We start from the raw sequence: 12,935 nt of genomic DNA, 5'->3' as shown, positions 1-12,935 counted from the left end.
TAAACATAAACGCAAGGAGTATAAATTTATTTTAAATAGAAGTTCTATTTGCTGTCGTAATGAATAAAAAGCATACACTTCTGTGAGAGGATACTGAAAAATGGTGGTTTTGAAAAATAACACGCATTTTATCGAAATGTTAAGGATACAAGGGGGGCTTTTACCTACATAGTAGATGGCGGGCGCCTTTTTATTATTATGAAGTGGACTTTTTCAGTGCCTCCCTTTGTAGCTGGCAGTTTTTCTGTCGAAGTGTTGGTAACTAATAGAGTTACTCTGCTCACAGATTTGGTATTTTTTCATTTTTTTGATGCATCAAGCGTTTATATCGTTCATTCTATTTCAAACGATATAAGATAGTCGAGTTCTATGTTTGTGTTTTAATCGATATATATACCTGATAAATTCCTTAATTGGTGTGTAATTTAATTATTTTGCTCACTTTCTTAAGTTCATGGCTATAACCCTTCTAAGGGGATTTTGCATATTCACAAATTGTTAACCAAAAAGCACTTATATAGAATATATTGGGCGGTATAATAAAATCAAATACAATGAAGGAGGATAGCATATGAGGTTACATATTAAATTACAAACGAATCGGTTTCCGATTTCATATAGAATGATGATGGTGAGTTTTATTAAAGAAGCTTTGAAGTTATCCGATGCTGCATATTTTCAACAGATATACCAAGAAAGTAAAGCGAATCGACCATTCTCTTACGGCGTATATATACATGATTATAAACTTAATGCAACAGAGTTTCATATTAAAGGATATGTTGGTCTTACAATAACTTCTCCAGATGCTCAATTTATGTTGCACTTTTACAATGGGCTTATGAAAATGAACGACTTTCGATATAAAGGCTTTAGTCTAAAACGAATGAAGGTACAAATGGTAAATAGTGCGGATATTAATCAAAATCATGTGTATTTTAAAACACTATCCCCTCTATTAATCCGTGATAAACACGCCAAGCCAATTTTCATAGATGATGATAAGTTTGAAAAAGAATTAAACTATATTTCTGACACAGTTCTGAAAGAATTTCGTGGGTATGGACTAAAACAACCACTTATTTTTACAAGTAAGAATATGAAAAAAGTAGTGGTCAAGGAGAAAATTCATAGTGATCATGATACGCTATTTTTTACGGGCTATCATGGGATTTTTTCCTTACAAGGTGCTGTGGAAGATTTGAAAATACTTTCGGAAATTGGATTAGGCTTTAGATCTAGTCAAGGATTCGGTGCTGTGGAGGTGGTATAATGATATTTGTAACGGAAGAGATTCCTTTAGCGGCAGAGGAATGGACAATAACTCAAGGGTTAGTTGGATATTATCGAATTTTGAAGCATGCGGGTATAAAAGTGAAAACGACTGATGAGGGGATTTTGTTTAACCCTGAACATTTAAGAAACTTTGAACACTATTATTTTGACTACTTTTTGGATCGATTTAGTGTAGCTAAGCGTGATGAACAAAATATTAGGAGAACTTTTTTGAAGTTTAGAGCAGAAAGTGAATCAAAGGGAAGCAAAGAAGCGAAACGGCGGATGCAAGCGGCTAAAAAGAGTCTTGATGAAACGATAAAAAAAACGGCTATTGAAAAAGTTGAAAAGAAATTTGAGGATTCTTCGCATAAAAAAAGATTAGTAGAATATGCTACTTTAATTCGGAATCAAAAGACATATAATCCAGAAATGGATAAATGGATTGAAGAGTATATCCAAGCTTTATCGGAACCGAATATTAATGAAAAATTAACATTAAATTATTTTAAAGCAACTGTTTTAGGTACATATTTTGGACAAGTTAGTTTTTTAAATGTATCACATACATCGAAAGATATTGAAGAACAAAAAGAAATTTTTAGAAAAGATTATATTGAAAGTTTACTTGCTGATTTAGAGTTGCAACAAATGATTGCAAGAGCTGAAGATTCAGATGAAATTATGAAATATCTTGAAATAAGTACACATGAAATGGCAAAAAAATTAAAAACGAAGTTTAAAAAGATGACAATTCAGCAAATAAAAGATTATGTATCTAATGAAATAAATTGTTGTAGTTTTTTTGACTCGCAGTGGGCATTTGAACAGTATTCTGAGTTGCATTTTTCTCCTTTATCTATGAGTGCTTCGAAAGCGCTTAACTTTTACTGGAATGCCAATGGAACATTAACCATTCCAGTAAGCAAATTGGCAAAATTAATTTTATTTTGTGCACCTGCTGGAGCTTCGATTATTGGAGGGAAATCTTTATTTGTTCAGCGAGAAGGACGATTTGAACAAGTTATTTATGCAAATGAAACATATGAAATAGGGCGAAGTAAAGATAAAGCATTTGATGAAATTATTTTTGATTTAATTGCTGAGCAGAAAACGAAGGCACAGCACACTGGAGATAGTTATTTAATTTTAGAATACTCTTCGGAATATAATGCAAAAAAAACAGATTTGCAATACCTACATTTAACCCCAGGATTATGTTCATTCTTTAAAGAAAAAAATTGTACGAAATGGTTTAGTAGATTAAATTACGTACTTAGGAATCAAATTGTTCATGCATTTTTACGCTATCAAGATTCAAAGCATATCATTCATAATGCTTTGCGCAAGAAGTTGCAAGAACAGAAATTAGCAAATGAAATTGTTTATGCCTGTTTATTACGGTGTTACTATTTGTTCTTTGTAAAAGGAGAGGGGAAAATGAATACAGATTTGAAAACTAGTAAGAACAGAATCTGGAGTGCTTTTTATGAGGGGGTAGCAATAAAAAACATAGTAGAAGAAGGGAAAATACGATCTGTTGCTTACCGATTATTAAATGCAATTCGATCGAATGATAAGAAGATGTTTTTAGATACAGTAATGCGGTTATATATGTCTGTAGAAAAACCGTTCCCAAGAGTGTTTATGAATATATTAGACGAATCAAATATTGATTTTGCTTCTATTGGGGATTCGTTTATTGCAGGGCTAATTTCAAAAGAGGAGGAGAAGATAAATGAATAATAAAGCTTTAACATTAACAATCATATTTAAGGCAAGCTCTTTAAATTATGGGGAAGGCACAGCGAATATTTCTGAGTTAAAAAAGTTCCATCGTGGGAATGGAGAGGTTTATTCTTTCGCCTCTCGTCAAGCGATTCGTTATGATATTGTACGCTTAGGTAATCAATTGTTTAACTGGAACTTAAATGTTGTTGATAAAAGCAAAGGTGTTGTTCAATTTAAAGATGATTGTACAATTGCTGATTCTGTTGAAATGGATTTATTTGGATATATGAAAACAAAAGCGAAAGCAGGGGCAGATAAGCGTTCAGCTGTAGTACGATTAAGTCATGCGGTCTCATTAGAACCATATCGTAGTGATTTAGAATTTTTAAATAACATGGGATTAGCTTCACGTATTCAGGAGAATCCCAACTTAGCTACATTAGAACAGCATGAAAGTTTATATACTTACACATTAACAGTGGATTTATCAAAAGTTGGGGTAGATGGAGAAATCGAATTACCAGTAGACGAAAAAGTAAATCGAGTTAAACAATTAATTGAGCTTACGAAGTATTTAAATCGTGAAATTCGTGGGCGGCAAGAAAATTTATCTCCATTATTTGTGATTGGCGGTGTGTATCCAATTGCAAATCCGTTTTTCTTAGGCCGAATTTCTTTGCAAAACTTTGATTCGAATTTATTGAATGTGAAGTCATTAGCATCGGTATTAGGACAAACAGTATTAGGTCATGATGTACGTACTTGTACAAAAATTGGTTTAGTTGATGGAGTATTTGCAAATGAAGAGGAGATTTCTCAACTTACAGACACTGTATCCGTAGAAGAGTTTTATCAGCATGTAATGAATGAAGTAGAACAATTTTATAAGGTGTTAGTATGAAGGTAATTCGATTAAAACTTTTTCAAGAAACAGCTTGCTATACAAAGCCATTTGCAAACAAGGTAGCGGAAACATATCCACTACCTCCGTATTCCACGGTTAAAGGAATGATCCATCAACTATTACAAGCAAATGAACTGTTACCTTTACGTTTTTCAATACAAGGAAACTATGAAACAAAGCTAATAGATTATAGAAAAAGTTATATGGTGAAAAAGAAATCCGTTTCTATGCCTATTATTTTTGATGGGCTAGCAATGGAGGTACCAGAACAAGAACATATGACTTCCATGCCTTTATATACACATATGCTTTTTAATGTGGAACTTGTTATTCATATTGCTGGGGAAGAAGCGTTACTAGAACGTATTTACCAACACTTTATTGAATTGAACCAGCACTTGTCTCTTGGTCGTCATGAGGATTTAGTACGAGTAGATGAAGTAACATTTGTAGAATTAGAAGAGTGTGATGAGTGGTATTCGAAATATGCCATATATGTTCCGAAATATTATTATAAAACGGATTTTCCTGCGGGCATTCCATATCGTTTAAATTGGACATATAAGATTGTGAATGGAATAAGAGAATGGAATAAGATTCCTTCTCTTTATGTGAATGGAAATAATCCTCATTTTGAAGATGGGAAATTATTTCATACAGATGGAGAGCATATCGTTCTTTGGAATGAATAAAAAGGGTTCGTATTCTTTTTGAAGAATACGAACTTATTTTTGAGGTGATGATGATGTTTTTAGCGAAATCTAATCCGAAAGAAACATTACGCGAACATACAGATGAATTACGCTCACGCTATAAAAAGTTAAAAGAATCATATGGTCATTATTTTGATGAACGTATTTGGGAGTTACTTCTTTATGCTGTTGATTATCATGATGCTGGTAAAGCTCATGAGCCATTTCAATTAAACATAAGGCGTGCTCTTGGAGAAGGAGTAAAGTTGCAAAGGAATTTAGAAGTTCCACACAACTATTTATCTCCTTTCTTATTGCCAGAATCGATTTTTTCATTACCGAAAAAAGACTATCAAGCCCTTATTCAAGCAATTGCATATCATCATGAACGGGATATCGAACCTAATGATACATTAATTAGACAAGCTCTTTGGCAGGACCTTTGGCCGAAAATGGATGAAATTAATAAACATTTAAATATTAATGGCGCAAATTTAGAAAAGAAATTTAATCGTATTTTAGCTCAACTACATAGGCGAATTAAGTATAGTGATAATAAAGAAAATTATGTAGATTATGTTATTCTGAAAGGTTTGCTTCATCGTATTGATCATGCAGCTTCTGCTCATGTAGATATTGAAATTGATGCAAAACAAGATTTTAAGAAACTTGTGGATGCTGGATTTCAAAAAATTGCAGAGAAAAAGAGAGTGCCAGTTGAAGAAGTATATCGCGATTTACAAAAACATGCACATAAACATCGTAAAGAAAATTTAATCATTGTAGCACAAACGGGTATGGGGAAAACGGAAGCTGCTCTTCTTTGGGCTAGTGACAGCAAAACATTCTTCACACTACCGTTAAGGGTTAGTATTAATGCACTATTTCATAGAGTGTATGAAAAAATGAACTATAAAAATGTTGGTTTGTTGCATTCATCATCAATGGATTATTTAACAGAGAATCTTGAAGAAGACTGGGAAGTAATTGCAGAACAATCTAAGCATTTTTCAAGTAAATTGCTGTTTACTACGATTGATCAAATATTGAAATTCCCGTTTCTTTATCGTGGTTACGAAAAAGAACTTGCAACAATGGCATATTCTTCGGTTGTCATTGATGAAATTCAAGCATATGATCCGAAAATTGCAGCTGTATTGGTTCGTGCGTTAGAAATGATTTATCTAGTAGGTGGGAAATTTCTACTCATGACAGCGACACTTCCTAGCATCTATTTAGAAACCTTGAATGAGAGCGACATTATCTCTAGCGATGGATTTCGAGTAGATACATTTATAGATGATTGCGTTATACGACATTGTATTGAGGTTGTAGAAAAGCCAATAGTAGATGATTTTGAGAAAATTGTAGATTTAGGGAAGCAAAAAAAAATATTGGTTATCGCTAATACAGTAAAACGTGCAATGGAGTTGTATAACAAAATCAAGGAATATAGTGACAATGTTCATGTCTTTCATTCTATGTATATTCAAAAACATAGAACTCTAATTGAAAAAGAATTACTTCTCTTTGATGAAAATAAAGAAGCAACTGGAATTTGGATCACAACACAGCTTGTCGAAGCATCTATCGATATTGATTTTGATGTTTTATTTACTGAAGCTGCAACATTAGATAGCTTATGTCAGCGATTTGGACGTTGTTATCGAAGAAGACAATATATGATGCATCAAGAGCCAAATGTGTTTATATATGCAGTTGATATGAGTGGTGTGAAATATGTATATGATGAAGAAATTCTAATGAAATCATTAGATATTTTACGACCCTTTAATCGAAAAATATTACTTGAATCTCAAAAGATTGAACTTGTGTCTCAATTGTATAGCAGGGAAAATTTAAAAGGAACGGAATTTCTTAAAACATTCGACGATGCTCTAGAGCAATTGCAAACATTTGAGGATTATACATTATCTTCGAAGGATGCTCAAAAGTTACTTCGCGATATTCAGGCTGAACTTGTAATTCCTAGAAATATTTATGATGAAAACGAGCATTTATTTGAACAGCTTAAAATAGTGAATAAAGAAGAACGAGCAAGATTGTATCGTGAAATTGCAAAGTTAACAGTTAGTTTGCGGAAAAATAGAGTCAGAGGGAAAACATCTAGAATACCTCATGAACGTATACAAAGTAACGGAAAAAAATATAACTTGCTACCATGGATTAAAATTTTAGAACTACAGTACGATTTTGATGAGAAAAGTAAAACAGGTACAGGTGTATTACTAGATCAGGAACTAGATAATTTTATTTGATTTTATAAGTTTATTGAACCGGAGTGGGATGTTACATAACAAATTTAAAATGAGGTGGTAAGGTGAAAGGGACTTACATTCATTACTATTTTGTTTGTCATCGTAAACTTTGGTTATTTGTGCATCAAATTCAATTAGAAAAAGAAAGTGAGCGGGTGATAGAAGGGAAAATTCTTCACGACTCTACATATCAACGTATGGAACACCGTGAATTGGATATTGACGGTGTAGGTAAGATCGACGAAATTGAAGGGGAATATATTCGCGAAATTAAGTTAACCAGCAAAATGCAAGAAGCGGATCGTTGGCAATTACTTTATTATTTAGCAGAATTGAAGAAACGAGGAGTTACAAAGAAAGGGTTATTAAGTTATAAGAAAGAAAAAAGGACAGAAGAAGTTCATTTAACAGAAGCTAATCAACAAGAATTAGAAAATATTCAAAAACGTATTCAAGCCATTATATTGAGTGATAAACCTCCAAAACTGGAAAAGAAAAAGTATTGCTCATCGTGTGCATATTATGATTTTTGTTTTTCTGGGGAGGGAGAAGGATGCTGAGAGATTTCTATATTTTTTCAAACGGAAGAATGAAAAGGAAAGACAATACATTTTATTTTATTAATGAGGAGGAAAAGAAGAGATCACTACCGATTGCACAAATTGATAATTTATATGTATTTGGACAGGTGGATTTCAATACGAAATTATTAAATTTTTTAAATCAACATCAAATTCATGTGCATTTTTTCAACTATTATGGTTTTTATAGCGGTAGTTTTACACCACGCGAAAGTAATTTATCAGGCTTTACATTGGTGCAGCAAAGTGCTCACTATTTAGATACAGACAAACGATTAATACTTGCCAAAGCCTTTGTCTCTTCAGCTGTATTTCATATGCTTAGAACTTTAAGAGGATATAAACAAATAACCGCTGAAATGCTAGGAGAAATCATACGATTAACTCCACAAATATCACAAGCTAGCACAATCCAGCAGCTCATGGGTGTTGAAGGACTTATTCGACAACAGTATTATTCTATGTTTAATTATATTTTACACCTGAATTTTCGTTTTATAAGCGTTCTAAGAAACCACCTCAAGATGAGATCAATGCATTGATTTCATTTGGGAATAGTTTATGCTATACAACAGTTTTATCAGAAATTTACAAAACGCAATTAAATCCAACAATTAGTTACTTACATGAACCATCATCAAAGCGTTATTCGTTAAGTCTTGACATTGCAGAAATTTTTAAGCCGCTTATTGTGGATCCACTAATCTTTACACTTGTTAATAAGAAAATGATTAGCTTAAAGCATTTTGAGAGTCTTGATGAGATGGTATTATTAAATGAACAAGGACGAAAAAAGTTTTTGCAGGCATGGGAAGGAAAACTGGGACAGACGGTGATGCATCGTCGTTTGAAACGAAAAGTGTCTTACAAATATTTTATACGTTTAGAGTGTTATAAACTCATTAAACATATGATTGGTGATGAATTGTATAAACCTTTAAAAGCGTGGTGGTAAAAAAATGTTTGTTATAATTACTTATGATATTGGAGAAAAAAGAGTAGGAAAAGCGTGCAAGAAATTAAAACAGTATTTAACTTGGACGCAAAACTCTGTTTTTGAAGGAGAATTATCTAGGACACAACTCTTAAAATGCTTAGCTGAATTAGATCAGATTATAATATCGAGTGAGGATTCTATTTACTTATATGAAGTAAATAATCCACGTAATATAAAGAAAAAGGTATTTGGTATTGAGAAAAGTTACGAAGAGCTATTTCTCTAAACACGATTTTATAATATATTAGGAGTAGTTTTTTTCTTATTAGTGAGAAGTTTGCAGTGCATCGTTTTTTAGCGAGTAAACTGCCAACCTCTTGTCTGTTAAAGGATGGAGCGTATTTTTGAAAATACTTTTGAAACACGACTCAACATCCGCTGCAAGATTTGGAAGTCTTAATGTAATGTGTTCCTTGATTTAAAAGGGATTATAGTGTTTTTTTATAGGGGTTTTATCTGAACGTAGTGGGATATAAAGTCAATGACCGCTTAACGTTCGCTGTAGCTTTAAGGGTTTTATCTGAACGTAGTGGGATATAAAGAAATTCATGATGTGGAAAGCTGCGAGACCAAAAAAGGTTTTATCTGAACGTAGTGGGATATAAAGTCATGGAGGTAAACACACATACAGGTAACGACCAAAAGTTTTATCTGAACGTAGTGGGATATAAAGGTTATTTTTTGATAGTCTTCAGCACATACCATTCGCGTTTTATCTGAACGTAGTGGGATATAAAGACAGCAAAAATTATGATTCACAATGCTTCTATGTGGAGTTTTATCTGAACGTAGTGGAATAGAAAGGCAGTTTTCTTATGGTTAAATAACCCATGGAAACAAAATTAGTCGCCATTTATGCTTATCTGAGCGGTATAGAACCTTTTAAAATAGTGGCTAGTTTTTTAGAAAAGAAAGAAGTTATCGTGAACGAAACTAGCTCCTTACCCGTAATTTCGTAGGTTAATTTGGTTACACTGAATAACTATAAAAAACAAACCAAATCAGAGCTACATTACGAAAGGAGCTAGTTTATTATGAAGGATACCACAAAATACGTAGGTTTAGACGTTTCAAAGGAAAAAATTGCTGTTGCTATCGCGGATGAAGGAAGAGAAGAACCTAGATATTTAGGAATGATCCCTCATACACCTGAATCTCTAAGAAAGCTGATAAAAAATTAGGTGCCGTTGAACACCTAAAAGCATGCTATGAGGCTGGTTCAACTGGCTATGGGATTTACCGCTTACTTTTCAGCTTAGGAGTAGATTGCGCAGTGATAGCTCCCTAAAAACCTGGAAATCGTGTAAAGACCTTAAAAAACTTGACATGGAGCCTCTGCGGGCATGATTCATACGCCGAGCTGCCAAATTCCTAAAGGAAGTTGGCGCTTACCCGTAAGGTTATCATGCGCGCCTTTCCGTATAAAGTTTTCTAGAGGGAACACCAAATTTTGTACCCTCTACTTTGAGTTGCTTAAAATATTGTTTTAACCCGAAATATGGGGAAGGACTTGAAAGTTTCGTTCATATCAGTGAAACTGATAGAAGGAGATAGAGTAGCTCTCCTTGCAGAAATCGTAGAAAAAATCCCAAAAGAATTTGCGATATGTATTTTTCATACGCATGTCGCAAAGCAAATGTCTGAAAGTGTAAAACATGGATTAATAGAATAAATAAAAGAAATTGGCGTTAAGCATAATTTCATTTTGTTTACATAATAAAATTATGTTAGATTATTTTTTCGGTTTTCATGGCATGTTTCGTCTAAATAAATCGGTTACAATAAAAAGGGTGATAGATTGAGAAGGTTTTGGGTAGGGAGCATAAAATCATTTCAAAAAATATTTTAAAGGGAATGAATGTTCTTATATACTAAATATAACTATGTGACTAGAAAAGGAGAGAAGATGATGATTCATAAAGTTGGTCAAATTATGTTATATGTAAAGGATCAAGATGAAGCTGTACAATTTTGGACGGAAAAGATGGGCTTTCATCTAATTGCTGAAGAAGATAACGGTAAGGGATTTAGATGGATCGAAATTGCGCCAACGAAGGAAGCTGAAACAAGTATTGTGTTACATAATAAAGAATTTATTGCGAAAATGCAGCCAGAATTAAACTTGAATACACCTTCTATGCTGTTTTTTACAGAAAATATTGAGCAGTTACATAAACAACTTGTTGATAAAAAGGTGGAGGTTGGCGAAATTGTAAATATGCCTACGGGCAAGGCTTTTAATTTTGCTGACGATGAAGGGAATTATTTTGCCATTATGGAAAAGTCTTAATATGAAATAACAGTAAGAGGTGTTAAAGGTTGTTTTGATCCTGTTTTACAGGGTCTTTTTTGTAGGATGACAATCCGAAACGTTCTTTGTATAATGATGAATCGAGCAGGGATGAAAGCGCTCTAAAAGAGATGGATGTCAAACGTAATATCAAGCATGTTGTAGTGAAACTTCATATAGAGTATTGCTGTTTATTACTACATAGTATTTCGATTGAAAGGACTTACTTGGTGTTAATAATATGCAGATTCCAATGTTAATGAATCGTAAAATAGAGGCATTTGGGGGAGGAAATGATATGTGGGAAAAAATGATAAAAGGAAAAACAATAAGAAAGTGGACTGAGGAGAATCCGATTTTACGGCAGTTAATCGAAACAAGTGAAGTGTTTTGGGAAAATCCCAATTATAGTTCCTATGAAAAAGCGAGACAGGATTTTGTTTTAACGACGGAAGATGTGAAAGAAGCAGAGGCACGTTTGCTTCGTTTTGCGCCGTATATTGCGAAAGTGTTTCCAGAAACAAAAGAGATGGATGGAATTATCGAATCTCCTCTTGTTGAAACGATGCATATGAAGCAATATTTAGAGGATGCCTTTGCGCAGGAAATGCCAGGTAGGTTTTTATTAAAATGTGATAACAATTTACCAATTTCCGGATCGATAAAAGCGCGCGGCGGTATTTATGAAGTGTTGCAGCATGCAGAGAAGTTGGCGATAGAGCACAATTTGCTTTGTGAAGAAGATCATTATGCAAAGTTAGATAGCGATAGGTTTCGAGAATTCTTTTCTCAATATTCCATTGCGGTTGGATCAACAGGTAATTTAGGACTAAGTATCGGTATTATGAGTGCGAAGTTAGGTTTTCAAGTAACAGTACATATGTCAGCTGATGCAAAGGAATGGAAAAAAGAACTGCTTCGTAATAAAGGGGTAACGGTTGTCGAATATGAATCTGATTATAGTAAAGCAGTAGAAGAGGGGAGAAAACAAGCAGAGCAAGATCCTCATTGTTATTTTATTGATGATGAGAACTCGAAACATTTATTTTTAGGTTATGCAGTTGCGGCTTCCAGGGTAAAGCAGCAGCTTGAAGATAAGAATATTAGAGTAGATAAAGACCATCCTTTATTTGTCTATTTGCCATGTGGTGTTGGCGGAGGACCTGGAGGAGTCGCTTTTGGCTTGAAATTACTATTTGGTGATGCTGTACATTGTTTCTTTGCAGAACCAACACATTCACCATGCATGTTGCTCGGTTTAGTGACAGGGCTTCATGATGAAATTGCAGTTCAAGATTTTGAGATTGATAATGTAACAGAAGCAGATGGTCTTGCGGTTGGAAGGGCATCTGGTTTTGTTGGAAAGATTATGGAGCCGCTTCTTAGTGGTTGCTATACAGTTGAAGATCAACAACTTTATGAATTATTAAAGGCAATGGTAGACACGGAGAATATACGCTTAGAACCGTCTGCATTAGCAGCAGTCTATGGTCCAGTGCAATTGTATCGACAAGAAAATTATGTGAAGAGACATAAATTAGAAGGTAAGATGAATCGTTCGACACATATGATGTGGGCAACAGGCGGTGGAATGGTACCGAAATCCGTGTTCGATGAGTATTATCAAAATCAGTAAATCGTGTACAAAAAGGACGTCATTTTAAATGATGACGTCTTTTTGTTTATTTTTTCTTGTTTTTGTCTAATGGATTTTGTTCTTCCGCAAATTCTGTTCCGTATGAGAAGCGGCGGTTAAGGTGGATGTTATCGCTGTTATGTCGTTCGTGAGCATGGGAAAAGCGCTGAACAATGACTTCACATAAAGTAAAGACTAAAGCAGAAAGAATGCTTCCCCATGCAATTTGCATGTAATGATCTAACAAAATGTTTCCAAAAATCCATACACTTAAATAAGTTAACAGGAAATCCGTCATAATAGCTGCGGATCGACCAATGCGTTCTAAGATTATTTTATCTACAAATACGTATGAAATAATCGTTACAAATAAACTAAAGGAAATAATTTGAACGAGTGTGGCCGGAAAAAACAAAGCAAGTCCGATTGCAAAAGCAATGATACAAGATATAAATTTTATGAGCACTAAAGCAATATCACTCAACGTGTACACCTCCCGTTTCTACATAGTTTTTCTCTAACGCAATAACTTCATACATGCTATAGCGAT

At 33.7% G+C, this 12,935-nt stretch carries 11 protein-coding genes, 2 pseudogenes and 1 CRISPR repeat array; of the genes and pseudogenes, 12 read left to right on the top strand and 1 reads right to left on the bottom strand.

Annotation, left to right across the window (positions count from 1 at the left end; translation table 11 throughout):
• Nucleotides 1-571: 571 nt before the first annotated feature.
• The 12 genes and pseudogenes from cas6 to BCER98_RS10340 all read left to right on the top strand — a co-directional run bounded on the left by cas6 (nucleotide 572) and on the right by BCER98_RS10340 (nucleotide 12,385).
• Nucleotides 572-1,273: a CRISPR-associated endoribonuclease Cas6 gene (gene cas6 / locus BCER98_RS10385; RefSeq protein WP_012094493.1), complete on the top strand. Its 702-nt coding sequence runs from the start codon at nucleotides 572-574 to the stop codon at nucleotides 1,271-1,273.
• Nucleotides 1,273-3,021, top strand: coding sequence for a type I-B CRISPR-associated protein Cas8b1/Cst1 (gene cas8a1 / locus BCER98_RS10380; protein WP_012094492.1), 1,749 nt, complete (start codon nucleotides 1,273-1,275; stop codon nucleotides 3,019-3,021). The genes cas6 and cas8a1 overlap by 1 nt, the downstream gene beginning before the upstream one ends.
• Nucleotides 3,014-3,907, top strand: a complete 894-nt coding sequence (gene cas7i / locus BCER98_RS10375; protein WP_012094491.1) for a type I-B CRISPR-associated protein Cas7/Cst2/DevR — start codon at nucleotides 3,014-3,016, stop codon at nucleotides 3,905-3,907. Before cas8a1 ends, cas7i begins: the two co-directional genes overlap by 8 nt.
• Nucleotides 3,904-4,602, top strand: a complete 699-nt coding sequence (gene cas5b, locus BCER98_RS10370; protein WP_012094490.1) for a type I-B CRISPR-associated protein Cas5b — start codon at nucleotides 3,904-3,906, stop codon at nucleotides 4,600-4,602. The genes cas7i and cas5b overlap by 4 nt, the downstream gene beginning before the upstream one ends.
• Before the next feature lie 53 nt (nucleotides 4,603-4,655).
• Nucleotides 4,656-6,881: a CRISPR-associated helicase/endonuclease Cas3 gene (locus tag BCER98_RS10365; protein ID WP_012094489.1), complete on the top strand. Its 2,226-nt coding sequence runs from the start codon at nucleotides 4,656-4,658 to the stop codon at nucleotides 6,879-6,881.
• 62 nt (nucleotides 6,882-6,943) lie between these two features.
• Nucleotides 6,944-7,441, top strand: a complete 498-nt coding sequence (cas4, locus tag BCER98_RS10360; protein ID WP_012094487.1) for a CRISPR-associated protein Cas4 — start codon at nucleotides 6,944-6,946, stop codon at nucleotides 7,439-7,441.
• Nucleotides 7,435-8,417, top strand: a pseudogene (gene cas1b / locus BCER98_RS10355) (type I-B CRISPR-associated endonuclease Cas1b). The gene cas4 and the pseudogene cas1b overlap by 7 nt, the downstream one beginning before the upstream one ends.
• Before the next feature lie 4 nt (nucleotides 8,418-8,421).
• The gene (gene cas2, locus BCER98_RS10350) at nucleotides 8,422-8,685 is read left to right on the top strand and encodes a CRISPR-associated endonuclease Cas2 (RefSeq protein WP_012094486.1); all 264 of its coding nucleotides are present in this window, start codon (nucleotides 8,422-8,424) and stop codon (nucleotides 8,683-8,685) included.
• 223 nt (nucleotides 8,686-8,908) lie between these two features.
• Nucleotides 8,909-9,263: direct repeats of the CRISPR family, unit length 29 nt; unit sequence GTTTTATCTGAACGTAGTGGGATATAAAG.
• 230 nt (nucleotides 9,264-9,493) lie between these two features.
• Complete coding sequence (locus BCER98_RS22210; protein WP_012094485.1) at nucleotides 9,494-9,640, top strand: hypothetical protein; 147 nt, start codon at nucleotides 9,494-9,496, stop codon at nucleotides 9,638-9,640.
• A gap of 347 nt (nucleotides 9,641-9,987) precedes the next feature.
• Nucleotides 9,988-10,128: pseudogene (locus BCER98_RS21835) on the top strand (DUF2332 family protein); the annotation flags it as partial.
• A gap of 240 nt (nucleotides 10,129-10,368) precedes the next feature.
• Complete coding sequence (locus BCER98_RS10345; RefSeq protein ID WP_041809787.1) at nucleotides 10,369-10,749, top strand: VOC family protein; 381 nt, start codon at nucleotides 10,369-10,371, stop codon at nucleotides 10,747-10,749.
• A gap of 298 nt (nucleotides 10,750-11,047) precedes the next feature.
• On the top strand, nucleotides 11,048-12,385 hold the full coding sequence (locus BCER98_RS10340; RefSeq protein ID WP_048724439.1) for a D-serine ammonia-lyase: 1,338 nt from the start codon (nucleotides 11,048-11,050) through the stop codon (nucleotides 12,383-12,385).
• Between the two features lie 46 nt (nucleotides 12,386-12,431).
• Here the strand turns inward: BCER98_RS10340 and BCER98_RS10335 are convergent, their stop codons facing one another.
• Entirely contained in the window at nucleotides 12,432-12,869 is a 438-nt protein-coding gene (locus tag BCER98_RS10335; RefSeq protein WP_012094481.1) for a YndM family protein, read from the bottom strand.
• Between the last annotated feature and the right edge of the window lie 66 nt (nucleotides 12,870-12,935).

The organism is Bacillus cytotoxicus NVH 391-98 (assembly GCF_000017425.1).
Lineage (GTDB): Bacteria > Bacillota > Bacilli > Bacillales > Bacillaceae_G > Bacillus_A > Bacillus_A cytotoxicus.
Note: the sequence above shows the minus strand (reverse complement) of the source record. Positions and strands in the feature narration are given on the sequence as shown.

Coding starts and splice junctions, on each gene's coding strand:
- cas6 (WP_012094493.1), top strand. CDS start 572: ATGAGGTTACATATTAAATTACAAACGAATCGGTTTCCGATTTCATAT.
- cas8a1 (WP_012094492.1), top strand. CDS start 1,273: ATGATATTTGTAACGGAAGAGATTCCTTTAGCGGCAGAGGAATGGACA.
- cas7i (WP_012094491.1), top strand. CDS start 3,014: ATGAATAATAAAGCTTTAACATTAACAATCATATTTAAGGCAAGCTCT.
- cas5b (WP_012094490.1), top strand. CDS start 3,904: ATGAAGGTAATTCGATTAAAACTTTTTCAAGAAACAGCTTGCTATACA.
- BCER98_RS10365 (WP_012094489.1), top strand. CDS start 4,656: ATGTTTTTAGCGAAATCTAATCCGAAAGAAACATTACGCGAACATACA.
- cas2 (WP_012094486.1), top strand. CDS start 8,422: ATGTTTGTTATAATTACTTATGATATTGGAGAAAAAAGAGTAGGAAAA.
- BCER98_RS22210 (WP_012094485.1), top strand. CDS start 9,494: ATGAAGGATACCACAAAATACGTAGGTTTAGACGTTTCAAAGGAAAAA.
- BCER98_RS10345 (WP_041809787.1), top strand. CDS start 10,369: ATGATTCATAAAGTTGGTCAAATTATGTTATATGTAAAGGATCAAGAT.
- BCER98_RS10340 (WP_048724439.1), top strand. CDS start 11,048: ATGTGGGAAAAAATGATAAAAGGAAAAACAATAAGAAAGTGGACTGAG.